Genomic DNA, 24,605 nt, shown 5'->3' with positions numbered 1-24,605 from the left:
TATGAGCCACAGCGATACCATTGTTGCCCAGGCGACGCCACCCGGACGCGGCGGCGTAGGCATTCTGCGCGTCTCTGGCGCGCAGGCGGCAGAGGTCGCCCGCCAGCTGCTGGGCAAACTGCCTAAGCCGCGTTACGCCGATTATCTGCCGTTCACCGATAGCGATGGCCGCGTGCTGGATCAGGGCATTGCGCTGTGGTTTCCTGGCCCCCACTCCTTTACCGGTGAAGATGTGCTGGAGCTGCAGGGCCACGGCGGCCCGGTGATCCTGGACCTGCTGCTGAAGCGCATCGTGGCGCTGCCTGGCGTGCGTATCGCTCAGCCGGGTGAGTTTTCAGAGCGTGCGTTTCTGAATGACAAGCTCGATCTGGCGCAGGCCGAAGCGATTGCTGACCTGATTGATGCCAGCTCTGAGCAGGCGGCGCGTTCGGCAGTGAACTCCCTGCAGGGCGTCTTCTCCACCCGTATCAATCATCTTGTGGAAGCACTCACTCACCTGCGGATCTATGTCGAAGCCGCTATCGACTTCCCGGATGAGGAGATCGATTTCCTCTCTGACGGCAGAATCGAAGCGCAGCTGAATACGGTGATCGGCGACCTGGATGCCGTCCGTGCCGAAGCACGTCAGGGCAGCCTGCTGCGTGAAGGGATGAAAGTGGTGATTGCGGGCCGGCCTAATGCGGGCAAATCGAGCCTGCTGAATGCGCTGGCGGGCCGTGACGCCGCCATCGTCACGGATATCGCAGGCACCACCCGTGACGTACTGCGTGAGCATATTCATATTGATGGCATGCCGCTGCATATCATCGACACCGCCGGTCTGCGTGAAGCCAGCGACGAAGTGGAGCGCATCGGGATTGAGCGCGCCTGGCAGGAGATCGAACAGGCTGACCGCGTGCTGTTTATGGTGGACGGCACGACGACCGACGCCACCGAAGCGGCGGCTATCTGGCCCGATTTCGTCTCCCGTCTGCCGCCCGAACTGCCGATTACCGTGGTCCGCAACAAGGCGGATGTTACCGGGGAGTCTCTCGGTCTGACAGAAGTAAATGGTCACTCACTGATTCGTCTGTCGGCACGCACCAGCGCGGGCGTGGACGAGCTGCGCGATCACCTGAAGCAGAGCATGGGCTTCGCCGGCAATATGGAAGGCGGCTTCCTGGCGCGTCGCCGTCATCTGCAGGCGCTGGAGCTGGCGGCAACGCACTTACAGCAGGGTAAAGCGCAGCTGCTCGGTGCCTGGGCCGGTGAGCTACTGGCGGAAGAGTTGCGTCTTGCCCAGCAGGCGTTAAGCGAGATCACCGGCGAGTTCACTTCTGACGATCTGCTGGGTCGCATCTTCTCCAGCTTCTGTATCGGTAAATAACCGTGCTGGCCTGATAGCGTCCTGCTGTCAGGCCAGATTTCCTGCCACGCTGCTCCCCTGTTATTCCCGCTTCTGCGTTGATTCTTGCTGATATGTTATTTTGCGGCGGCACGGCATTGCCGTATAACGGTTGAAGCGCCGATCTGACGAGCGGCGACGGATTGCGGTGAATAATCCCCGCCTTATCCCGCCGAGTCGGGCCGGACGCAAACCCACTACGTGAACACCATTGGGCGAACTTTTTCGCCTGAAACAGGAGAGTTGCATGAGTACACCGCTCGACACTGCCGCACTGGACACGCTGTTTAATGACGCCCGCACCCATAGTTACTGGCAGGCTAAGCCCGTCGATAACGCCCTGCTGGAGCAGCTCTATGCTTTAACGGCACTGGGCCCGACCTCGGCGAACTGCTCGCCTGCGCGATTTGTTTTCGTGACCTCGGCGGAAGGCAAAGAGAAGCTGAAACCGGCACTCTCTTCCGGCAATCTGGAAAAAACCATGAGCGCGCCGGTCACGGTGATTGTGGCCTGGGACCGCGAGTTCTATGAGCAGCTGCCCGCCCTGTTCCCCCATGCTGATGCGCGCAGCTGGTTTACCGGCAGTCCCGAGGCGGCAAAAGAGACCGCTTTCCGTAACAGCAGCCTGCAGGCGGGCTACCTGATTCTGGCGGCGCGTTCGCTGGGTCTGGATGCCGGTCCGATGTCCGGGTTTGATCCGGCCAAAATCAATGACGCCTTTTTCCCCGACGGTCAGTATCAGGTTAACCTGCTGATTAACCTCGGCTACGGTGATGCGTCAAAACTGCATCCGCGCCTGCCTCGACTGAGCTTTGAGCAGGCGAGCCGTTTCGCCTGATGCTGCCCGCGTCGCGAGTCGAATCGCGACGCGGATGACCTTAAACAGCGTGTCACCCTCCGAACCGTTCAGCGGCGCAGCATTTTTTGCAGGCGCTTTTGCTGCCAGCGCTGCGTCAGGCCATGAAAAACAAAGGTCCTCAATGCCCGGACAAACAGCACCGCTCCCCAGATCGCTGCGACCCAGAGCGACCAGTGATCATCCGGTGCCGTCACATGATTAAGCACAAACAGCAGTCCGCAAACCACTACTGCGGTAATCAGTGAACGGTAAAAGCGCGCCTCACCGAGGAGCCTGCTGCGTGCATCAACAATCCGCTGATCCAGCGCCTGATCCTCCCCGTTCTGTGGACCGGTCAGATCAGCAACGTTCACTTCAAAGACGGCAGCCAGCGCACTCAGTGTTTCCAGCCCCGGTCGCTCGCCATTTTCAATCCGCTGCACGGTGCGGGTGCTCAGTCCCGCCATTTCTGCCAGTTGTTCCTGTGACCACGCCCGGGCCAGTCGATGTTCTTTGAATCTGTTGATGCTGCTCATTCGCATTCTCCGTAGTAACAGACAGGAAGGAAAAGTGTGCGGCGAAACGTCCGGCAGTAACACGATCCTGACCCGACAGCAGCCTGACATCCGCATGACAACGCTGTCACAGCAACTCCGGCTGCCAGCAGGATGGCTAATCAGGCACGCACATCAAACCCGGTTCTGCTGAGGTTGTCCCCTGATGAAACACCATTCGCCTGCTCATCCTATTCCGAATTTACCCCAATCTGTGCGTTGCCAGGTGCATTAAGGTAAGAAAATTCCTACAATGCTTCTGATGATTATCTGACCATTTTCACGGAGCGACAGATGGCTGGTCATTTTGTACGCTGGACGGGCGATCCCGGCTTCCCGGCTAATGATTTACGCATTCCCCAGGCTATCACCGACACGGCACAGCAGTTTGCTGACAAACGCCGTGGGCGATTTCTTGCCGCCCGTACCCTGCTGGCACAACTGATGCTACGGGTTTATGGCATTGGTGAACTGCCGCGCCTGCTTATCCAGAGCAACGGACGCCCCGTTTTTGCTGACAGCGATCTGCCCGATTTCAGCATCGCCTATGCGGGTAATACGGTGGGTGTGCTGCTGGCCGAAGAGGGTGGACGTGCCGGTCTGGATATGGAGATTGTGCATGCCAGAAGCCGTCAGACTCAGGAGCAGCTGATTCAGGGATTAACCTCGGGCGAGATCGCCTGGATCAATGCCCAGCAGGATGCCATGGAGGCGGTGACGCAGATCTGGACATTACGCCAGAGCATTCTCAAGCTGACGGGAGAGGGCGATCGGGGACTGGATTCGCTGCGCCTGTTGCCCGGTGCGGGTCGGCTGCGATCTTCACTCTATCCCGATATTCAGGTGGTGTGTGATGCGGAGCCCATGCTGGTCTGGTCGTGTGCGCTGTCGTCTGCGACTCAGCGTCTGCATCTGTGGGAGATGGATAACGCCTTTCAGTGGCACGCATTACGCGAAATAGAGATGGGTAAGCCCAACATCGGGCCTCATGCTCTGCGGCTGACCAGCCTGCCCAGCGAGCGCAGCCTGCATCCTGAAATGTAAAAAGCCGCAACCCGGAGGTTGCGGCCCTGAATGCGCTTAGTGCGCGTCTACAAAGACAATCTTCAGCACAAACAGCAGAGCAACAATTACTACGCAGGGGCTGATTTCACGCCAGCGGCCAGTACCCAGCTTCATGACGCAGTAAGCGATGAATCCCAGCGCAATGCCTTCGGTGATGGAAAAACTAAAGGGCATCATGGCGGCGGTCACAAACGCCGGAACGGCTTCGGTCAAATCATCCCAGCGTACGCGCGACAGGCTGGCGGTCATTAACACCCCAACGTAAATCAGCGCGCCCGCAGCGGCGTAGGATGGCACCATCGCGGCCAGCGGTGACAGGAAGGTCACCAGCAGGAACAGCAGGCCGGTCACCACTGCCATCAGGCCGGTACGGCCACCAATCGCCACGCCCGAGGTGCTTTCGATATAGGCGGTCACGGATGAGGTGCCTGCCAGCGCGCCACTCACTGAACTGATGCTGTCGACATAGAGCGCCTGCTGCATGCGCGGGAAAGTGCCGGTTTCATCGGTCAGTCCCGCTTTGTCGGTGACGCCGATCAGCGTGCCGGAGGAGTCGAACAGATTGACCAGCATAAAGGAGAAGATTACGCCTGCCATGCCGATGTTGAAGGCGCCTTTGATATCCACCTGGCCAACCACAGAAGTAATGGAAGGCGGCGCAGAAAACAGGCCGACAAACTTCACGTCGCCCAGCATCCAGCCGATAGCAGTGGTAACCACCATCGAGATCAGCACTGCCGCGTGGATATTGCGTGATGCCAGAATAGCGATGATAAAGAAGCCCAGCGCGCCCAGCAGTACGCTGTGCGAGGTCAGGTTCCCCACGGCCACCAGGGTATCGGGATTCGGCACGATAATACCGGCATTCTTCAGCCCCATCATGGCGATAAACAGGCCGATACCGGCGGTAATGCCGACGCGCAGGCTCAGCGGGATATTGGCAATCATCCAGTAGCGAACCCGCAGCAGCGTCAGGATCAGCAGGCCGACCGCACCCCAGAAGATCGCGCCCATACCCACCTGCCACGAATAGCCCATCGCGCCAACCACCACAAAGGCGAAAAAGGCGTTCAGCCCCATTGCGGGCGCCAGCGCCACCGGCAGATTGGCAAACAGTCCCATCAGAATGCTGCCGAAAGCGGCAATCAGACAGGTGGTCACAAACACCGCCTGGGTATCCATGCCGGCGACGCCGAGGATCTGCGGATTGACGAAGACGATGTAGACCATCGTCAGAAAGGTGGTGATACCCGCGATCACTTCGGTGCGCACCGTGGTGCCATGTTCCTGCAGCCTGAAGATGCGCTGCAAAACGCCTTGCTTGCTCATGCCATCCATCCAGAAGAAAAAATCATCGGCGCGTATCCTGGCGATTTTACCGGGGCAATACAATGATTTTTCGCAACCGATTGCCAGTCTCGCAATCTGCGCTGAGTGCGGTAGAGTGTGGAGCATACCCCTGAATCGAAGGATAGAGTCTGATGTCAGTAGAATGCGTCTTTTTTGATTGCGATGGCACGCTGGTGGACAGTGAGTTGCTCTGTACCCAGGCCTACGTCAACACCTTTGCCCGTTACGGCCTGGAACTGTCGCTGCAGCAGATGTTTGAGAAGTATAAGGGCGTCAAACTCTACGACATTATTCGTGACGTCGGCGACGCGCATCAGGTGACGCTGCCGATGGAAGAGGTGGAGACTGCTTATCGCGCAGAGGTCGCGCGGCTGTTTGATCAGCAACTGCAGCCCATCCCGGGCGCGAAAGCGCTGGTTGAGCAGATCAAGGTGCCGATGTGCGTGGTTTCAAACGGGACGGTAAAAAAGATGCAGCACTCGCTGGGCTTAACCGGCATGCTGCCGCTATTTGCGGAGCACCTTTACAGCGGCTATGACATTCTGCACTGGAAGCCCGATCCGGAACTGATGTACCACGCGGCGGAACAGATGCAGGTGCCGATTGAGCGCTGCATTCTGGTGGATGACTCCGAAGCGGGCGCCCGCGCCGGTATCGCCGCTGGCATTCCGGTCTACTACTACTGCGCTGACCCACACAACCCTGAACTGGATCACCCGCTGGTGACGCGCTTCGACGATTTGGCGCAACTGCCTGCGCTGTGGCGCGCCCGTGGCTGGGATCTGGTATAGCGCGGGCCAGCATGACACACACCGTCTGGTTTTTAACCCTGCCCGGTGTGATGGCGCTGGATCTCACCGGCCCGGCCGAGACGCTGAAGCTGGCGGGCGAGCACTTTATGCTGCGCTACATCGGCCCGCAGCCGGAGGTGGTCTGCTCCACCGGCATGACCATTGGCGGCATCGAACCGTTACCGGAACAGTTGCCCGCCGGGAGTCTGCTGGTGGTGCCTGGCGTCTATGACTCGCAGCTCTGTTACGCCACGCCGCAGGCCGGAGAGGCTCGCGACTGGCTGATGCGCCAGCACGGCGCGCTGCGCGCGCAGACCTTTATGCTGGTCTGCGTCTGCTCGGGAGCGCTGCTGGCGGCGCAGGCAGGCATGCTGGATGACGTGGTCTGCACCACTCATCATGATGTGATTGCCCGCCTGAAAGCCGCAGCCCCGCGCGCACGGGTGCAGGAGAACCGGGTGTTTGTCGGGCATGAGAATATCTGGACCAGCGCAGGCATCACGGCGGGAATCGATCTGGCGCTGCATCTGATTAATCAGCTCTGTGATACGCAAACCGCGCTGGCGGTAGCGCGGGAGATGGTGGTCTGGTTCCGCCGTGCCGGTGACGATCCGCAACTTTCGCCGTGGCTGCGTTACCGCAACCACATGCATCCGGCCATTCATCGGGCGCAGGATCTGATGATTGCCCATCCTGAGCACGGCTGGACCCTGACCGAGCTGGCTGGACGCACGCATGTCAGCAGCCGCCATCTGGCGCGGCTGTTTCGCCAGCAACTGGGGATTAGCGTGCGTGAATACCATGAGCAGTTGCGGGTTGGCGTGGCACGCCAGCGTCAGCAGCAGGGTGAATCTGCCGAAAAAGCGGCGCTGGCGGCGGGGTTTTCATCGGCGCGCCAGCTACGGCGCGCCCGCCAGCGTGAAGCCAATCAGCTGACAAAGTGACGGGTATCGACGCGTTTCAATGCCATACCCAGCAGCAGGCTGCCGCCCAGCGTCAGCCCGAACACCCAGGGCAGGTCGAGCCACGGACGCGACATATCATCGTAATGATGTGTACGCAGGTAGTGAATGAACAGCGCATGAAAGCCGTAGATCGGCAGTGAATAGCGCGCAATCACCGTTAAACCCGGCAGCGTGCGCTGGTTCAGGCTGTTTTTAAACACGATGAGCAGGCTGATCGCGGCGATAAACACCAACGGTCCGCAGTAGAGATACCAGGTGTCATTAAACGCCCCGTTGACGATCAGCGCCTGTTTCGTCCCCAATGTAATGCCAATCACACAGGCGATAAACAGCCCGGCAGCCAGCGGCGTCAGGCCGCGCCGGGTCGTCTCCATCGTGCCGATAGCCCGTCCCAGCAGCGCATAGAGCAGGTAGTAGATACTGTCACCGCTGACATAGAGATTAACCGGCAGAAAGTGAAACGGCCCCAGCGACTGGCTGACCGTATTGGGATTGGCGAGCACCGCCAGCACCAGCACCAGCAGCGCCACGTAGCGCGCCTGCACGGTTTTTACCTGGATCAGGGGCGACAGCAGATAGATGCCGATCAGCGCAAAGAAGAACCACAGGTGATAAAACACCGGCTTCTGCAGCATCTTCAGGATTGATCGCCCTTCGCTGATGGGGGTCAGCCAGGTGATATAGGCCAGCGATACCGCGCTGTAGAACAGCAGACAGAGCACCAGCCGGAGCATATGGCGCGGCTGGGCGCTGCGTTCGCCGAAAAACAGATAGCCGGAGATCATAAAGAACAGCGGAACACAGACGCGTGATGCTGAGTTCAGCAGATTAGCCGCATCCCAGGTGATGCCAGTCACCGCCATCGGCCCGGTGATATACCAGGTGGTGGTATGAATCACGATCACCATCAGACAGGCAACCGCGCGTAAATTATCGATCCAGTAAATCTTCTGCGGCATGGCATCCTCTTGCGCATCGCGTCCGTGCGCAAAAGGGTAGCCAAATGCGACCAGAGCAACAACTGCTGCCAGCAGGATTCGGAGCCATCTGTATGCCAGCGCCCTGAATCACCGCGAAAACGCGCCGGTAGCGCCTGGGATTTACGGCTGCACATCGCGCGGTCAAAGGGTATACTGTCGGCCTCTTTTTTTAATCTAACCGAAGCGCGTGCACACTCAACATGCAAAAGTTTGATACCAAAACCTTTCAGGGGCTGATCCTGACCTTGCAGGATTACTGGGCGCGTCAGGGCTGCACCATTGTCCAACCGCTGGACATGGAAGTGGGCGCTGGCACTTCACACCCGATGACCTGCCTGCGCGCACTCGGCCCGGAGCCGATCGCCGCCGCTTACGTGCAGCCATCACGCCGTCCTACCGATGGCCGCTACGGTGAAAACCCGAACCGCCTGCAACACTATTACCAGTTCCAGGTGATCATCAAACCCTCACCGGACAACATTCAGGAGCTCTATCTTGGCTCGCTGAAAGAGCTGGGTATGGACCCGACGGTGCATGACATTCGCTTCGTGGAAGATAACTGGGAAAACCCGACGCTGGGTGCCTGGGGACTCGGCTGGGAAGTGTGGCTCAACGGCATGGAAGTGACGCAGTTCACCTACTTCCAGCAGGTTGGCGGCATGGAGTGTAAGCCGGTGACCGGCGAGATCACCTACGGTCTGGAGCGTCTGGCGATGTACATCCAGGGCGTCGACAGCGTTTACGATCTGGTGTGGAGCGACGGTCCGCTGGGCAAAACCACCTACGGCGACGTGTTCCATCAGAACGAAGTGGAGCAATCCACCTATAACTTCGAATACGCCGACGTTGATTTCCTCTTTACCTGCTTCGAGCAGTATGAGAAAGAGGCGCAGCATCTGCTGGCGCTGGAAAAACCGCTGCCACTGCCCGCCTACGAACGCATTCTTAAAGCGGCACACAGCTTCAACCTGCTGGATGCCCGCAAAGCGATCTCGGTAACAGAGCGTCAGCGCTATATTCTGCGCATTCGTACCCTGACCAAAGCCGTGGCTGAAGCTTACTACGCCTCTCGCGAGGCAATGGGCTTCCCGATGTGCAATAACAAAAAGTAAGAGGCAGCCATGACTGAACAAACCTTCCTGGTGGAGATCGGCACCGAAGAGCTGCCACCAAAAGCCCTGCGCAGCCTGGCAGAAGCCTTTGCCGCGCAGGTCACTGCTGAACTGGATGCCGCTAACCTGAGCCACGGCGAGGTCAGCTGGTTTGCTGCGCCGCGTCGTCTGGCGCTGAAAGTCGCAAACCTGAGCGCCTCACAACCCGATCGGGAAGTAGAGAAGCGTGGACCGGCGATCTCTGCTGCGTTTGACGCTGACGGCAATGCGACCAAAGCCGCTGAAGGCTGGGCGCGTGGCAACGGCATTACCGTCGATCAGGCTGAACGTCTCGCCACCGATAAAGGCGAATGGCTGGTTTATCGCGCTCAGGTCAAAGGCGAAGCGGCTCAGGCGCTGCTGCCCGCAATGATCGCTACCGCGCTCAGCAAGCTGCCGGTGCCAAAACTGATGCGCTGGGGCAACAGCGATGTGCAGTTCGTTCGTCCGGTTCACACCGTGACGATGCTGCTGGGCGATGAGCTGATCCCAGGCACCATTCTGGGCATTAAGTCAGATCGGGTTATTCGTGGTCACCGCTTTATGGGTGAAAGCGAAATCACGCTCGACAACGCCGATCAATACCCCGATGTGCTGGAAAAACGTGGCCAGGTCATTGCCGACTATCAGGTCCGCAAAGCGATGATCAAAGCCGATGCTGAAGCGGCAGCACGCCGTTTAGGCGGCAACGCTGATATCAGCGACAGCCTGCTGGAAGAGGTGACATCGCTGGTGGAGTGGCCGGTGGTCCTGACCGCGACCTTTGAAGAGAAATTCCTCAAGGTGCCTGCGGAAGCGCTGGTCTACACCATGAAAGGCGATCAGAAGTATTTCCCGGTGTATGACAATGACGGCAACCTGATGCCGAACTTCATTTTCGTCACCAACATCGAATCCAGCGATCCGCGCCAGATTATATCCGGCAACGAAAAAGTGGTACGTCCACGCCTGGCCGATGCGGAGTTCTTCTTTAATACCGACCGCAAAAAGCGTCTGGAAGATCACCTGCCGCGTCTGGAGACGGTGCTGTTCCAGAAAGAGCTGGGCACGCTGCGCGATAAAACCGATCGCATTCAGGCCCTGGCGGGCTGGATTGCCGGTGAAATTGGCGCAGATGTGAATCACGCCACCCGCGCGGGCCTGCTGTCGAAGTGTGACCTGATGACCAACATGGTCTTCGAGTTCACCGACACCCAGGGCGTGATGGGCATGCACTACGCGCGTCACGACGGCGAAGCCGAAGATGTTGCGGTGGCGCTGAATGAGCAGTATCAGCCGCGCTTTGCCGGTGACGATCTGCCGTCCAGCCCTGTCGCCTGTGCACTGGCGATTGCCGATAAAATGGATACGCTGGCCGGTATTTTCGGCATTGGTCAGCATCCAAAAGGCGACAAAGACCCGTTCGCACTGCGTCGTGCGGCGCTGGGCGTGCTGCGTATCATCGTTGAGAAGAACCTGCCGCTCGACCTGCAGACTCTGACCGAAGAAGCGGTGCGCCTGTATGGCAGCAAGCTGAGCAACGCCCGCGTGGTGGATGATGTGATCGACTTTATGCTGGGTCGCTTCCGCGCCTGGTATCAGGAAGAGGGTCACAGCATCGACACGCTGCAGGCGGTTCTGGCGCGTCGTCCGACCCGTCCGGCTGACTTTGATGCACGCATGAAAGCGGTGTCGCACTTCCGTACGCTGGAAGCAGCCGCAGCACTGGCGGCGGCGAACAAGCGCGTCTCTAACATTCTGGCAAAATCGACTGAAACGCTGAATGAGAGCGTGCAGGCGTCGCTGCTGAAAGAGAATGAAGAGATCCAGCTGGCGACCTTTGTCACTGCGCTGAGCAGCAAGCTGCAGCCTTACTTCGCTGAAGGTCGTTATCAGGATGCGCTGGTCGAACTGGCACAGCTGCGTACTGCGGTAGACAACTTCTTCGATAAAGTGATGGTTAACGCCGACGATCAGGCGGTGCGGGTTAATCGCCTGACGCTGCTGTCAAAACTGCGTGAGCTGTTCCTTCAGGTCGCGGATATCTCACTGCTACAGTAATGCTATTTGTTGTGCGGAAAAGGGACGAGCAATCGTCCCTTTTTTTATGGGATTTTTTGGCCTGATGTTTTCAACTCATACCTGAGTGTGACCGCTATAGCGGCCATTTTTTAGGGTGCAAATGAATACGCTAAAGTGCTCAAACTGCCATTGCCGGTCATCAGGAATCGGCTGTTTCGATGCGCCAGATTATAAATATTATGTCTATATATCAAAATGTTACTTGTTAATTTTTCTCCGGTCATACTCTAAAGTTTTTCATCAATCCGGTGGTTAAGAAACCGCCCTAAAGATAGCCAGCCCTCTTGTTTTTCCCCTTTCCTGATGGATAATTCGCCAGAATTTACACCCGGTTACATTTAGTGAAATGGAATTTTCATGAAAAGGATTTGTTTATCGCTCTGTCATCCGCCAGTGCGTCTGCTCGCCATGGTGGCAGGCGCGCTGCTCTGCTCTGCTTCCCCGCTGATGGCAGCCCCGCCAGCCGATAATCCCCGCGAAGAAGGCCAGGCGATTGATGCCCGCGAGCAACTGCGTCAGCAGACGCGCGAGCGCGTGCTGCAACAGCAGAATGCGCCGCAGGCGAATGAACATCTTCCCCGTCCTGATAGTCGTCTGCCCGGTTATCCTGCCGGTGAGCAACCCTGCTTTACCATCAATCAGATCGCCCTGACTGGCGACGAAGCCAGCCGTTTTCAGTGGGCGCTCGACGCCGCCGCGGATGCCACCGGCCGCTGCCTGGGCGGACAGGGCATCGTGCTGGTCATTAACAAAGTGCAGAATGCAATTCTCGCCAAAGGCTATGTCACCACCCGCGTCATGGCACAGGAGCAGGATCTGACTAAAGGCGTATTAACGCTGACGTTACAGCCGGGCCGTATCAGCAGGATCCGTTTTGATGAACCGGTTTCCTGGCGTGGACGGCTGTGGAATGCGATTCCGGCGTCATCGGGCGAGATATTAAATCTGCGGGATATTGAGCAGGGGCTGGAAAACTTCAAGCGGGTGCCCAGCGCCAGTGCCGACATTAAAATCGTGCCGGGCGAGCAGGAAGCCACCAGCGATCTGCAGGTCAACTGGCGCGAAGGCAGACCGGTGCGGCTCAGTCTGGGACTGGATGACAGCGGCTCCAGAAGTACCGGGCGCTACCTCGGTTCCGCCACCCTCGCAGTGGATGCGCCCTTTGCGCAGAACGATCTGTTTTACGCCAATATTGGCAAAAATCTGTTTGAGCATGGGCCGTTCGGTAACCGCTCGCACACCCTGAATTACTTTTTCCCGATAGGCTACTGGGCCGTTTCCGCCAACTACAACGACTACACCTATCACCAGAACATCCCCAATGCCAATGAGGTGCTGCGCTACAGCGGCAAGAGCGATAATTTCCAGCTCACGGTCTCCCGGGTGCTCTACCGCGATCAGTCGAACAAAACCACGCTTAATCTGCGTGGCTACCGCAAACATTCCACCAACGCCGTCAACGATATCGACATTGTGCAGCAAAAGCGGCGCACCGCGGGCTGGGAACTGGGCCTGAATCAGCATAGCTATCTGGGCAGCAGCACGCTGGACGCCAGTATCGCCTGGCGGCGCGGTACTGGTGCGTTTAATGCGCTTCCTGCACCAGAAGAGTCGCGTCATCAGGGCAGCGCGCGTACCGGCATATTGCTGGGCGACCTCGGCATCAACCATCCTTTCGCTGTGGGCGAGCAGCCCTGGCGGGTCTACAGCAGTGTGCGGGGCCAATGGAGTCCGAATGCCCTGACGCCACAGGAGCGCATGGCGATTGCCGGCCGTTATACGGTACGCGGCTTCGACGGTGAACAGATGTTGTCGGGGGAAAAAGGACTGCTGTGGCGCAACGAAATTGGCTGGAATCTTTTCTCGCACGGACATGAGCTCTATCTGGCTGCCGATTATGGCCGGGTAAGCGGACCTGCGACTTGCGACCTGGTCGGACATCAACTGGCAGGCAGTGCAATAGGCGTACGCGGCGCGCTCTGGGGGCGCTTCAGCTACGACCTGTTTGCGGGCATTCCGCTCTATAAACCCGCGGGATTTCATACATCAGGCGCGACGGCGGGTTTCAGCGTTAACCTGGAAATCTGACCACCAAAGCGGGCGATCCCGCTATCTGAACTGAGTGACTTTCACATGGATGTGACCCATGAATAAACATTGCTATCGCATTATCTTCAGCCGCACCCATGGGGAACTCCGGGTGGTGTCAGAACTTGCCCGCAGTTGCAGCACGGAGCCCGGTCAGAGCCGTGGCAACGGCACGCCGCGTCTCTGGGTCACTTTACGCCGCGCGGCGTGGCTGCTGGGAATGGCCCTGTTTGCCGGGCCTGCAATGGCGAACGGCATTGTGGCGGATAGCAATGCTACGCCAGGACAGCGGCCGGACGTCATCGCCACCCAGAACGGGCTGCCGCAGGTTAATATCACCGCCCCCAATCAGGCGGGTATCTCGCATAACCAGTATCAGCAATTCGATGTCGCGCAGAACGGCGCCATCCTGAATAACTCCGCAGTGATGACCTCAACACAACTGGCCGGAATGATTCAGGGCAACCCGAATCTCAACCCAGACACCCCAGCGGCGCGGGTAATCATCAACGAAGTAAACAGCAATAATCCCAGCCAGCTGCGCGGTTATATGGAAGTGGCGGGCGGACGGGCGCAGGTGATCGTTGCCAACCCGGCCGGGATTGTCTGTAACGGATGCGGCACCATCAACGCCGGACGGATGACGCTGACCACCGGCAAACCACAGCTCAACGCTGACGGCAGTCTGGCGGGTTATCAGGTCGAACGCGGCGTGGTGCGCATTGAAGGCGGCGGACTCAACGGCGATCCCCGTCATGATACTGAGTATGTTGACGTACTGGCCCGCGCGGTGGAGATCAATGCGGGCGTCTGGGCCAAAAAAGAGCTGACGGTGGTGGCCGGTCGCAATCGCGTAAGCGCAGACGCACAGACGGTCACACCGCTGGCTGACGACGGCAGCGCCAGACCTGAACTGGCGATCGACATGGGGCAGATGGGCGGCATGTACAGCGGCCAGATCCGCATGATAGGTACTGAAGCGGGCGTCGGCGTGCGAAATCAGAACGCTCAGGTGCAGGCGGGCAAAACGCTGGTGGTGAGCAGCGAAGGTAAGCTTGTCTGGCAGTCGGCGGCGCAGGATGGCGTGACGCAGGCCGGAGGCGACATCAGTCTTGCGGCCAGAGAGGATATCGATTATCAGGGCAAGCTCCACAGTGGCGGTCAGCTGACGGTCCGGAGCCGCGAAGGCGGAATCACTCAGTCCGGCACCCTGGCGGCGGCAGGTGATGTGCGGCTGACGGCGGCCCGCAGCATCCAGAGCAGCGGACACCTGCTGGCAGGCAGCGATGCCAGTAGCCAGGTTGTACAGGAAGCTAATCTGCAACTGGAGAGCCAGGATACCATTCGGGCCAGCGGCAGCCTGCTGAGCAAAAAAGAGGTCAGCGCGCGCGGACGCCGGGTCGATCTCAGTGGCGCTCAGGTCGCCGCCAGCCGCGCAACGCTGACGGCTCAGGAGGGCGGTGTTGCCGTGCGGCAGGCGGTGATTAATGGCACGGAGCTGGTGATTAACACGGCAGGTGATATCGAGGCGCAGCAGGCGCAGATTAGTGCCGGGCGCTGGCAGATTGATGGACGCAGCCTGTTCAGCCAGCAGGCCGGATGGTCGCAGACCGGAAGTGGCGAAAGCCGCTTCACGTTGAGTGGTGGGCTGGATAACAGCGACGGAGCGATTGAGAGCAGGCAACTCAGCTTCCGGGCCGCCTCGCTCAATAACCAGCGTGGACGCATGGTCGCACTCGACAACGCCGCCCAAAAATGGCGGATTGACGGTCTGCTCGACAATACCGCGGGTGAGCTGGGTAACAACGGCGATCTGACGCTTGAGACAGGCAGCCTGACTAACCAGGGCGGCACCGTCAAAACCAAGGCATCGCTGGCTATTAATGCCAGCACGGCTGTAAACAACAGTCAGGGTAAGCTGCTGGCCGGTGATGCGCTGACGCTCAGCGCGGGCGGTGATCTCGATAATCACGCTGGCACGCTGAACGGTGGTCAGCTGTCGCTGACCGCACAGCATCTGAATAATGCGCAGGGTGAAATCGTCAGCCAGGGCGATCTTGATCTGACGACACTACAGGGCCTGGATAACAGCGATGGCTGGATCGAAGCGGGTCATCATCTCTCACTCAACAGCGGCGGACTCTGGCAGAACCGCGACGGAACGGCACAGGGCGGTGAGCGGGTCACGGCGGCCGCAGATCAGCTCAATAACGCCAGCGGCCGGTTGCAGTCTGGCGGTGATCTGGAGCTGACCAGCCGTGGCGATATCCTCAACCAGAGCGGCAAACTCACGGCGAAAAATGCCCTCGCGGTCCATGGCACCGCAGCGACGCTATTTGATAACGATGGCGGATCGCTGCAAAGCGGCGGCGATCTGCTGCTGCAGGGCGGCGCACTGAACAATCGCCAGTCAGGGCAGATTCTCAGCCAGCAGGCACTGACGCTGAACCTGGCGGGCGACTGGGACAATCAGGGTGGCACCCTGACCGGTAATGGCCGCACGCAGGCCAGCGCCGCAAATCTGTTGAATGCTCAGGGCGCGATCAATGCGCTGGATACGCTGGATATGCAGGTTGCTGGTCGTCTGGATAACAGCAATGGCCGCATCTTCAGCCGGTTAAGCCAGACGCTTCAGGCGCAGGAGATGAGCAATACGCAGGGCTGGATGGGCAGCCAGGGACGCTGGACTGCCACGACTGCCGGTTTCGATAACACGGCGGGCAGCGTACAAAGTCAGCAGCAGGCTGAACTCTCGGCGAACTGGCTTAGTAACGCCAGCGGCGTGTTGCAATCGGCTGCTGGCATGGCGTTACGCATTGAGCAGGATATCAACAACCTGGCCGGTAAAGTCTCTGCTCAGCAGCAGCTTACCGTTCAGGGTCAGACCGAAGGCAGCCGCACCGGTAACATTAACAATGCGGGTGGCCAATGGCTGGCTGGTGAGGGGCTGACTATTACCGCTGCGCGACTCGATAACACCCAGGGCGGTCTGCTCTACAGTCAGCGGCAGTTGAAGCTGAATCTGGCCGGGGATCTGCATAACCAGGCCGGTAAGATCCAGAGCGGCGAAGCGTTCCAGCTGGATGCGCAGACGCTGAACAACGCAGGCGGCAACATCGACAGCCAGCAACAGCTGACACTTCAGTTGTCAGGGCAGTTTGATAACAATGGCGGCGCGGTACGCAGCAATGGCAGACAGCAGATCAATGCCGCAGCGATCAACAACCGTCAGGGCGTGTTCAGCAGCCGTGAAGCGATTAATCTGACCACCGGGCAGCTGGAGAATGCCAGCGGCACACTAATCAGCCAGGGCGCGGGAAGTTATCACGTCGGCACGCTCAATAATCAGCAGGGCAAAGTCCACAGCGGCGCGGCGCTGACCCTTGAAGCCGCACAACTGAACAATCAGGGCGGCCAGCTTGTCGCCACCCAGGATCTTGTGCTGAACGCCACGGCGATCGATAACCGTACCCAGGGTGTGATCAGCAGTCAGGCGGGGCTCTCACTGCAGGCCGATCGCCTTATCAACCGCGACGGCGGTCTGTTACTCGGCACCACCTACAGCGACATTACTGCCCGTGATATCGATAACAGCGCCGGACGGCTGCAGAGCGCCGGAACGCTCATGCTGCGCGGTGTTGCACAGCTGGACAACCGTCAGGGACGGGTGCTGGCGAATGGCGATCTCACCCTCAATGGTGATCTCTCACCGACTGATTCAACGCTGGTGCTGCTCAATCAGAGCGGACGGCTGGAGAGTGCTGGCGCATTAAACATCCATGCACACTCTTTCGATAATCAGGGCGGCACGCTGCTGGGCCTGCAAGCTCTGAGGCTGAGCGCGCAACAGGACTACACCCGCCAGGCGGACGAAACCATCAGCAGTAACGGCACGGTGACTGTCTCTCTGAGCGGGGCGTTTACTAACCTGGTGGACTGGCTGCTGCCGGGTAATCTGGTGCTGAATGCGGCAGGCATAACCAACCCGGCGATGCTGGTGGGCAAAACAGTTCAGCTCACGACCGGTGCGCTGCTGAACAGCGGGCGTCTTGAAGCCGACGACCTGACGCTGAATGTCGACTCGCTGGATAACCGTGCCGCGTTGATAGGTGATGAAGTCATCGTGCGTTCCCGGGTGATCGACAACCATGGACAGCCTGCGGTCATCGCGGCAACTCAAAACCTGACCCTGCAGGCCCGTGAGCGGCTGAGCAACACAGATGGCGCGCTGCTCTATAGCGGCAATCGCCTGTCATTGCATAGCGATGACCTGATCGAGAACCGGGCGAGCTTTATTGAAGCGGACGGTGATATGACGCTGGAAGCGCGGCGGCTAGACAACCTGCGCGAAGGGCTGGTGATAGAGCGTGAGGCTGAGACCAGCGACTACAAGTGGCATCGTTATAACTACTACTGGCGATCTTACGGCTCAGCAGTGAGCACGGATCTCAGCACCATGGCGTCAACGACTCAGCAACTGACTTTCCAGGATGAGGCCGCGGCGCAGAGCAATCCTTACGGCACCCTGCTGGCAATTGACGCAGTGGGCAAACGCGCTCAGGTACGGGTCATGAACAATCAGGGCGTGCTGACCGATCTTTGGGTTAACTATCTGGCACTGAACCCCAGCGCCGATGGCACGTATGCCATGACGTTCTATGAAACCCGCGGATTCCGGCAAAATAACGTACCGACTCCCTATCAAAATACGGTGTGGCGTGAACATGATCGTGGACGTCTGGAGCAATGGGATCCCGAAAAACATATCGACATCGACAATGCGCCGTTCGTTACTGATTACAACAATTTCCGTGAACGAACTGCAACTGGCACCATAACGCGTGATCGGCTGGTCAGCGAAGGCATGGGTGCCCGTATTCTGGCGGGCGGCAACATGATCCTGCGCATCACCGGAGCGTTACTCAACGATGCCAGCGTGATCACGGCTAACGGCAATCTGACACTGGATGGCGGTGGTAGCATTGATAACCGGGGCTACTCGGTTAATGAGCGACGGCAGGAAGTGATTGTCGACCACTATGACAAGGATACCCATCACTGGTATCCGACCTTCAATTCCGATGAGACCACCGCCCTGGCAACCGTTGACGGCATCATTACCGGCAACGGCAACGTCAGCATTAACGGGGCCAGCATCAGCAATACCACCGTTAATCAGGCGCAGATAAGCCAGCTTGAAGCGGCGCTGCAGGCAGTGGACGCTGAGCGTGCGGAGTATGAACGTAATCCACTGGCCTTCACCGTAGACGGCGTCGCCCGCCATGACGGCGACACAGAACTTACGACGGGTGATAACACATCGGGTCGCCCACTGTTACCGGCTGAACTGGCCCTGACGGCGCTACAACAGCTGGAGAAAGTCGCCACAACCATCCCCAATAATGGTCTGTTCAGCCAGCATACCGCGGCGGGCAGCCCGTATCTGATCGTGACTGACGAGCGTTTTACCAGCAAGAGCAAATTTATCAGCAGCGACTATCTGCTTGAACGGGTGGGTTACGACCCGTCACAGGTGCATAAACGCCTGGGCGACGGTTTTTATGAGCAGCGTCTGGTTCGCGAGCAGGTCCTGAAACTGACCGGCAGGCCTTCCGTTAACGGCTGGGATGCGATGGCGCAGTATCAGGAGCTAATGAACAACGGCTCTAAAGTGGCGCAGGATTTCCATCTGGTGCCGGGCGTGGCGTTGACGCCGCAGCAGATTGCGGCGCTGCAACAGGATATCGTCTGGCTGGTCAGCGAAACGGTTGATACGGCAGACGGCCCTCAGACGGTGTGGGTGCCGAAAGTTTATCTGGCACAGACCACGCTGCGCCTGACTGGCGCGGGCGCGGTGATTGGCGGCGGTAATCTGCAGCTCTCGGCAGACAGCGTGACTAATGCCGGTAACCTCTTTGCGGACCAGGCGCTCTCCATCGACAGCGGGCAGTTTCAGCACCTGGGTGGCGACATCACGGCGGGCAGCATTGATGTGAAGGCGGAGACGCTGACGATCAGCACCGATCTGCAGAATGCCCTGCGTCAGGCGACGATGAGTGCTGAGGATATCAGCCTCAGCGGCACCGATATCCGGCTGCAGGGCGCGAAACTCAATGCCACCAATAACCTCAGTCTGAGCGCGCACAACAACCTTGAGATCGGTGCCGCGAAAAGCAGTCACAGCGGCAGCCTGAACGTGATCTCCGGGGCGATGGGTAACCGCACCAGCAGCGGCATAGAAGAAGCGGGCAGGCGCATGGCGCAGGTCAGCGGCGAGTGGCAGCAGGCGCAGGGCAGCGAGCTTAACGCCGGTGGCAATCTTCTGCTCTCGGCCGGTCGTGATCTGACGCTGACTGGTAGTCAGGCCAGCGCCTCCGGCTCCGCCCGGGTTCAGGCTGGTGGCGACATCCGCATCGGCGCTGAAACCACCACCAATACCACCCATCTTGAGGCTGGCAGCCGGACTTCATCGGTCAGCAACAGCCGTCAGGAAGATCGCCTGGTGCTCAGCACCCTGAGCGGTGACCAGGGCGTGACGCTGGTGGCGGGTAATAACCTGCTGGCCGAAGGCGCGCAGGTTGACAGTACCGAGGGCCGCATTGGCGTCAGCGCGCAGAACGTTACCATTAAGGACGCGCGTACCCGCACGCAGGACCTGGACAGCGAGAACAGGCGGCTGGGTAATACCCGCAGTCATCGTGACGAGGAGACGATTCGCGAGGGCAGCATGGGAAGCACCTTCGGCGGAGAACAGGGCGTAACGGTTATCGGGCGTGAGGGTGACGTGACGGTCACCGGCAGCACGCTGCACAGCGGACAGGGTGCTGTTGCGCTGCAGGCGAAAAAGGATGTCATCCTCAGCCACACGACAGACAGCGAGCACCGCGTCTCAGAAGAAAAAAGTCGCGGCCGGAAAACTAAGGGTGAACGCTCAGAGGAAATGCTGAGTGAGAACGTGGTGGGGAGCACGCTCAGTGGACGTGATGGCGTCACGGTGGTGGCGCAGGACGGCAGCATCACCGCCACGGCCAGCACTCTGCACAGTGAGCTGGGGGCCGTTGCACTGCAGGCGAAACAGGATGTGACCCTCAATACCGCCACCGAACGGGCGTTGGACTTTAGTGAAGAACGTTCTGAGAGAAAAGGCTTCCTGAAAAAGAGCAGCAGCCACACTATTACGCAGGACGGCAGCACGCGTGAGAACGGTAGCCTGCTGAGCGGCGAAAGCGTCACGGTCATCGCCGGACGCGACCTGACGGTGACCGGATCGGCGGTGGCTGCCGATCAGGACGCCAATCTGCGGGCCGGGCGCGACGTGGAGATCGGCGCGGCGACCGAGACCGACAGCCACTACCAGCTGAAAGAAAAGAAAAAAAGCGGGCTGATGAGCAGCGGCGGCATCGGCTTCACCATCGGCAAGCAGTCCACGCGGCACGAAATTGATGAGAAAGGCACCACCCAGAGCCAGAGCGTCAGCACCATCGGCAGCAGCCAGGGCAGCGTGGACATCACGGCGGGCAACCGGCTGCACGTCGGCGGCGCAGACCTGGTGGCAGGTCAGGACCTGAACCTGACGGGCGACAGCGTAACTATCGACCCGGGCTTTGATTCACGCAGCCGTAAGGAAACCTTCGAGCAGAAACAGAGCGGTCTGAGCATCGCCCTGTCAGGCACGGCAGGCAGCGCGCTCAACACGGCGGTCAGCAGCGCGCAGCAGGCCAGGAAGTCGGGTGACGGGCGGGTCAGCGCGCTGCAGAACACCCAGGCGGCGCTGAACGGGGTGCAGGCGGCGCAGGCGGCTCAGATGGACGGGCTGAATACTGCCGCCGCGGACGCGCACAATGCAGCCGGCGACCTGAAGCCCGGGCAGGACGGCTATCAGGCGGGATCGACCAACACCATCGGCGTCAGCGCCTCGTACGGCAGTCAGTCGTCGAAAAGCGAAACGCGAACTGAAAGCAGCCAGTCGCAGGGCAGTACGCTGACGGCAGGCCGGAATCTGACCGTCACGGCAACCGGTAAAAACGGCACGGCGCAGAGCGGCGACATCAGCATCTCCGGCAGCCAGCTGAAGGCGGGCGGCGACCTGAGCCTGGATGCGTCGCGGGACATCCTGCTGCAGTCGGCGCAGAACACGCAGAGCACCGATGGGAAAAACAGCAGCAAGGGCGGCAGCGTCGGGGTCGGCATCGGCGTGGGGTCGGGCGGCTATGGCATCAGCGTGTCGGCGAGCGTCAACGCGGCGAAGGGCAGCGAAAAAGGCAACGGGCTGACGCACAGCGAGACCACGCTGGACGCGGGCAACCGGCTCAGCCTGACCAGCGGGCGCGACATCACGCTCACGGGCGCGCAGGCCAGCGGTGAGAGCGTGAAGGTGGACGCGGGCCGCAACCTGACGCTGACCTCAGAGCAGGACAGCGACCGCTACGACAGTAAACAGCAGAGCGCCAGCGCGGGCGGCAGCTTCACCTTCGGCTCAATGACCGGGTCGGCGAACGTGAACGTGAGCCGGGATAAGATGCACAGCACCTGGCAGAGCGTGGCGGAGCAGACCGGGATTTTTGCCGGGAAGGGCGGCTTTGACGTCACGGTAGGTGAGCATACGCAGCTGAACGGCGCGGTCATCAGCTCAACGGCGACGGCGGATAAAAACCGGCTCGACACCGGCACGCTGGGCTTTGGTGACATAGAGAACCACGCAGAATATGACGTGCAGCATCAGAGCGCGGGCATGAGCACCGGCGGCAGCATCGGCGGTCAGTTCGCCGGGAACATGGCGAACGGCATGCTGGCGGGGCTGAACGGCAGCGGAAGCGCGGACTCCACCACGAAGGCGGCGGTGAGCGAAGGCACTATCGTTATCCGCGATAAGGAACAGCAGATGCAGGACGTGGCGGACCTCAGCCGCGACGTGGCGAATGCCAATCCGGGGCTGGACGTCATCTTCGACAAGGAGAAGGAACAGAACCGGCTGAAGGCGGCGCGGCTCATCGGGGAAATCGGCGCGCAGGCGGGAGATATCGCGCGGACGCAGGGCCAGATAGCGGGCATGAAGGCGCAGCAGGACCCGGCGGCTCTTCAGGCGGCGCGTGAGCAGCTGGCGGCAAGCGGTAAGCCTTATACGGAAGCCGATATATCGCAGCGGGCGTATGACAACGCGATGAAGCCGTTCGGCACGGGTTCGTCGCTGCAGCAGGGCATCAGCGCAGTGACGGCGGCGGTGCAGGGCCTGTCGGGCGGGAACGTGGCACAGGCGATAAGCGGCGCGTCGGCACCGTACCTGGCGGAAAAGATACACGAGCTGACCACGGACGCGAACGGTAAAGTTAATACCGAAGCGAACCTGATGGCGCACGCGGTGCTGGGTGCGGTAACCTCGTACGCGGCGGGCAACTCGGCACTGGCCGGAGCCTCGGGCGCGGCGATGGGTGAGTACATCGCGCAGCAGATGTATCCGGGCGTTAAACGTGAAGACCTGTCTGAGGAGCAGCGGCAGACGATAAGCGCGCTGGGGACGCTGGCGGCGGGTCTGGCGGGCGGCGTGGTTGGTGACAGCACGGCGGATGCGGTGGCGGGCGCGCAGGCGGGAAAAACGTCGCTGGAAAATAACGCACTGAGTGACATTGCGCAGGCGCAGTCTGAAGGTAAGACGCCGGAACAGAAGGCCGGTGAGTACGTTGAGGCGGAAAACGAGCGCTATAAGAAGGCAAACTGCGGCGGCATGAGCGCCGAAGCCTGCTCGGTGAAGATGTACACTGAACGGCGTGAAGCACTGAAAGATATGGCCTCGGTGGGTGCTGACTTCGTACCTGTTGTGGGTGATATCAAAAGCTTTGCGGAAGCGCAGTCGGCGCTTGATTACCTTGTGGCTGCAATCGGTATCATTCCTGGCGCGGGAGATGCGGCAGGCAAGGTCATCAGGGCAGCAGAAACGGCGCTGAAGAAAGGCGACGTGGCTGAAGCGTCGAAGCTGATTAATAAGGCCAGCGATGAAATATCAGGGCATTTACCGAGTCCTGGCCAAATATCTTTACCAAGCTCTGGAGTTGGATCTAATGCTGCATTCTCAGTTAACAATGCACAACTAGGTAAAAAGCTTGGAAAACACGTTGAAGATTTTGGTGGTAATGCATCGAACGCAGCAGATAGACAGCGTGTATTAGATATTATCAATGATATCGGTTCTCACCCGGATAAAGTTATTGCTGGAAAATTTGCGGGGCAAGGTACTGGAATTGGGGCCAGTCGTGGAGATGTATTTTTTAGGATCAAGGGTAATAATGTTGTTGTTACCAAACCAGATGGTAGCTTCGTCACTATCCTTAAAGATGGTATTAATAATACATCTGTAATAAATGCATTGAAGGGGGATCCGAAATGATTAATGTTGTGGGAGGATATCAAAAATGGGCTCGCAGTGTCGTTGGAAGAAAGCTTCTAAGGGTTAATGGGGTGATTTATTCGCTTGAAACTCATGATTTTAGTCACCCTCAGCAATTACAGCTTGTTTTTTCAGAAGTTGAAGAGATGGAGAGTTTTAAATGTGGAAGGAATGGCTCGACACTTGAATTAACAGACGTACCTCTCCAGGGAAATGATCTTGGCGAATATGGGAGAGAAACGGTCATTGATATTTCACACGTTTATCCGTTCGTTAATTATATCGAAAAAAAACTTTTAAAAGTATTTTTAATTTTTTCTTCATTAGAGGATGCATTTATAGGTGTAAAGCTGGTTTTTGAAGGTGAATTAATCTTGTTCATTATGAATGTTGGAGATGAAATAAGTATGTTGGAATCTTTGTCGTCATCATATGAACAAGACGAAGGTATTAAATATCAACACTTATAAATTAGAACCTAGACCTCAATTAACCGACGTTTTCTTAACTTTAATGATCAGATTTTCGCGTACAGCAGGTTCGGAATGGGGCGTCAGGCGTAGTAGGCCATCAGCATCGGCATGAGTTCAGGCGGCTAATGCATCAGCGTGTCGACGAGCGTGAAGGTGGATGCGGGCCGCAACCTGACGCTGACCTCGGAGGAAGACAGCGACCGCTACGACAGTAAGCAGCAGAGCGCCAGCGCGGGCGGCAGCTTCACGTTCGGCTCGATGACCGGGGGCGGCGAACGTGAACGTTACCGGGGCTGTCTGGTGGGAACCTTGCGCAGGCGATAAGCGGCGCGGCGGCACCGTACCTGGCGGAAAAGATACATGAGCTGACGACGGACGCGAACGGTAAGGTTAATATCCAGGCGAACCTGATGGCGCACGCGGTGCTGGGTGCGGTAACCTCGTACCATTCCTGGCGCGGGAGATGCGGCAGGCAAGGTCATCAGGGCAGCAGAAACGGCGCTGAAGAAAGGCGACGTGGCTGA

General features: G+C 58.9%; 14 protein-coding genes. 11 read left to right on the top strand and 3 right to left on the bottom strand.

All coding sequences use genetic code 11. The features are described from left to right. Nucleotide 1 precedes the first annotated feature (1 nt). Nucleotides 2-1,366 carry a tRNA uridine-5-carboxymethylaminomethyl(34) synthesis GTPase MnmE gene (gene mnmE / locus HFD95_RS16340; RefSeq protein WP_122459560.1) on the top strand — a complete coding sequence of 455 codons (1,365 nt, stop codon included), beginning with the start codon at nucleotides 2-4 and terminating at the stop codon, nucleotides 1,364-1,366. 265 nt (nucleotides 1,367-1,631) lie between these two features. Next, nucleotides 1,632-2,222, top strand: coding sequence for a malonic semialdehyde reductase (locus HFD95_RS16335; RefSeq protein WP_031591047.1), 591 nt, complete (start codon nucleotides 1,632-1,634; stop codon nucleotides 2,220-2,222). A 68-nt stretch (nucleotides 2,223-2,290) separates the two neighbouring features. Here HFD95_RS16335 and HFD95_RS16330 read toward each other — a convergent pair whose 3' ends face one another. Beyond that, nucleotides 2,291-2,758 carry a helix-turn-helix domain-containing protein gene (locus HFD95_RS16330; RefSeq protein WP_033759357.1) on the bottom strand — a complete coding sequence of 156 codons (468 nt, stop codon included), beginning with the start codon at nucleotides 2,756-2,758 and terminating at the stop codon, nucleotides 2,291-2,293. Between the two features lie 312 nt (nucleotides 2,759-3,070). Between HFD95_RS16330 and HFD95_RS16325 the strand changes: the two genes are divergently transcribed. Further along, on the top strand, nucleotides 3,071-3,820 hold the full coding sequence (locus HFD95_RS16325; protein ID WP_010258937.1) for a 4'-phosphopantetheinyl transferase superfamily protein: 750 nt from the start codon (nucleotides 3,071-3,073) through the stop codon (nucleotides 3,818-3,820). Nucleotides 3,821-3,856: 36 nt separating this feature from the next. On the opposite strand, the gene HFD95_RS16320 is transcribed toward HFD95_RS16325, so the two are convergent. Beyond that, nucleotides 3,857-5,170: an NCS2 family permease gene (locus tag HFD95_RS16320; protein WP_010258938.1), complete on the bottom strand. Its 1,314-nt coding sequence runs from the start codon at nucleotides 5,168-5,170 to the stop codon at nucleotides 3,857-3,859. A 152-nt stretch (nucleotides 5,171-5,322) separates the two neighbouring features. Between HFD95_RS16320 and yieH the strand changes: the two genes are divergently transcribed. Further along, complete coding sequence (yieH, locus tag HFD95_RS16315) at nucleotides 5,323-5,982, top strand: 6-phosphogluconate phosphatase (protein WP_167430504.1); 660 nt, start codon at nucleotides 5,323-5,325, stop codon at nucleotides 5,980-5,982. Nucleotides 5,983-5,993: 11 nt separating this feature from the next. Beyond that, nucleotides 5,994-6,926 (top strand): GlxA family transcriptional regulator, encoded by a 933-nt coding sequence (locus HFD95_RS16310; protein ID WP_167430503.1) that lies wholly within the window; start codon nucleotides 5,994-5,996, stop codon nucleotides 6,924-6,926. On the opposite strand, the gene HFD95_RS16305 is transcribed toward HFD95_RS16310, so the two are convergent. Further along, nucleotides 6,911-7,906 (bottom strand): acyltransferase, encoded by a 996-nt coding sequence (locus HFD95_RS16305; RefSeq protein ID WP_010671618.1) that lies wholly within the window; start codon nucleotides 7,904-7,906, stop codon nucleotides 6,911-6,913. The genes HFD95_RS16310 and HFD95_RS16305 overlap by 16 nt on opposite strands. A gap of 221 nt (nucleotides 7,907-8,127) precedes the next feature. Between HFD95_RS16305 and glyQ the strand changes: the two genes are divergently transcribed. From glyQ to HFD95_RS16275, 6 genes are all read left to right on the top strand, one after another. After that, nucleotides 8,128-9,039 (top strand): glycine--tRNA ligase subunit alpha, encoded by a 912-nt coding sequence (glyQ, locus tag HFD95_RS16300; RefSeq protein WP_010258942.1) that lies wholly within the window; start codon nucleotides 8,128-8,130, stop codon nucleotides 9,037-9,039. 9 nt (nucleotides 9,040-9,048) lie between these two features. Next, entirely contained in the window at nucleotides 9,049-11,118 is a 2,070-nt protein-coding gene (gene glyS / locus HFD95_RS16295; RefSeq protein ID WP_010258943.1) for a glycine--tRNA ligase subunit beta, read from the top strand. Between the two features lie 378 nt (nucleotides 11,119-11,496). Further along, nucleotides 11,497-13,227, top strand: coding sequence for a ShlB/FhaC/HecB family hemolysin secretion/activation protein (locus tag HFD95_RS16290; RefSeq protein ID WP_167430502.1), 1,731 nt, complete (start codon nucleotides 11,497-11,499; stop codon nucleotides 13,225-13,227). Between the two features lie 58 nt (nucleotides 13,228-13,285). Continuing rightward, on the top strand, nucleotides 13,286-23,608 hold the full coding sequence (locus HFD95_RS16285; protein ID WP_167430501.1) for a hemagglutinin repeat-containing protein: 10,323 nt from the start codon (nucleotides 13,286-13,288) through the stop codon (nucleotides 23,606-23,608). Then, nucleotides 23,605-24,078, top strand: coding sequence for a hypothetical protein (locus HFD95_RS16280; RefSeq protein WP_167430500.1), 474 nt, complete (start codon nucleotides 23,605-23,607; stop codon nucleotides 24,076-24,078). Before HFD95_RS16285 ends, HFD95_RS16280 begins: the two co-directional genes overlap by 4 nt. Before the next feature lie 138 nt (nucleotides 24,079-24,216). Next, nucleotides 24,217-24,405, top strand: a complete 189-nt coding sequence (locus HFD95_RS16275) for a hypothetical protein (RefSeq protein WP_073832249.1) — start codon at nucleotides 24,217-24,219, stop codon at nucleotides 24,403-24,405. The last annotated feature ends 200 nt before the right edge of the window (nucleotides 24,406-24,605 follow it).

It is taken from the genome of Pantoea sp. EKM10T (genome assembly GCF_011800685.1).
In the GTDB taxonomy this organism is placed as follows: domain Bacteria; phylum Pseudomonadota; class Gammaproteobacteria; order Enterobacterales; family Enterobacteriaceae; genus Pantoea; species Pantoea agglomerans.
This window is presented reverse-complemented; position numbering and strand designations above follow the sequence as displayed.

Excerpts from the sequence above, each read along its gene's own strand:
- mnmE (WP_122459560.1), top strand. The coding sequence starts at position 2 with ATGAGCCACAGCGATACCATTGTTGCCCAGGCGACGCCACCCGGACGC.
- HFD95_RS16335 (WP_031591047.1), top strand. The coding sequence starts at position 1,632 with ATGAGTACACCGCTCGACACTGCCGCACTGGACACGCTGTTTAATGAC.
- HFD95_RS16330 (WP_033759357.1), bottom strand. The coding sequence starts at position 2,758 with ATGAGCAGCATCAACAGATTCAAAGAACATCGACTGGCCCGGGCGTGG.
- HFD95_RS16325 (WP_010258937.1), top strand. The coding sequence starts at position 3,071 with ATGGCTGGTCATTTTGTACGCTGGACGGGCGATCCCGGCTTCCCGGCT.
- HFD95_RS16320 (WP_010258938.1), bottom strand. The coding sequence starts at position 5,170 with ATGAGCAAGCAAGGCGTTTTGCAGCGCATCTTCAGGCTGCAGGAACAT.
- yieH (WP_167430504.1), top strand. The coding sequence starts at position 5,323 with ATGTCAGTAGAATGCGTCTTTTTTGATTGCGATGGCACGCTGGTGGAC.
- HFD95_RS16310 (WP_167430503.1), top strand. The coding sequence starts at position 5,994 with ATGACACACACCGTCTGGTTTTTAACCCTGCCCGGTGTGATGGCGCTG.
- HFD95_RS16305 (WP_010671618.1), bottom strand. The coding sequence starts at position 7,906 with ATGCCGCAGAAGATTTACTGGATCGATAATTTACGCGCGGTTGCCTGT.
- glyQ (WP_010258942.1), top strand. The coding sequence starts at position 8,128 with ATGCAAAAGTTTGATACCAAAACCTTTCAGGGGCTGATCCTGACCTTG.
- glyS (WP_010258943.1), top strand. The coding sequence starts at position 9,049 with ATGACTGAACAAACCTTCCTGGTGGAGATCGGCACCGAAGAGCTGCCA.
- HFD95_RS16290 (WP_167430502.1), top strand. The coding sequence starts at position 11,497 with ATGAAAAGGATTTGTTTATCGCTCTGTCATCCGCCAGTGCGTCTGCTC.
- HFD95_RS16285 (WP_167430501.1), top strand. The coding sequence starts at position 13,286 with ATGAATAAACATTGCTATCGCATTATCTTCAGCCGCACCCATGGGGAA.
- HFD95_RS16280 (WP_167430500.1), top strand. The coding sequence starts at position 23,605 with ATGATTAATGTTGTGGGAGGATATCAAAAATGGGCTCGCAGTGTCGTT.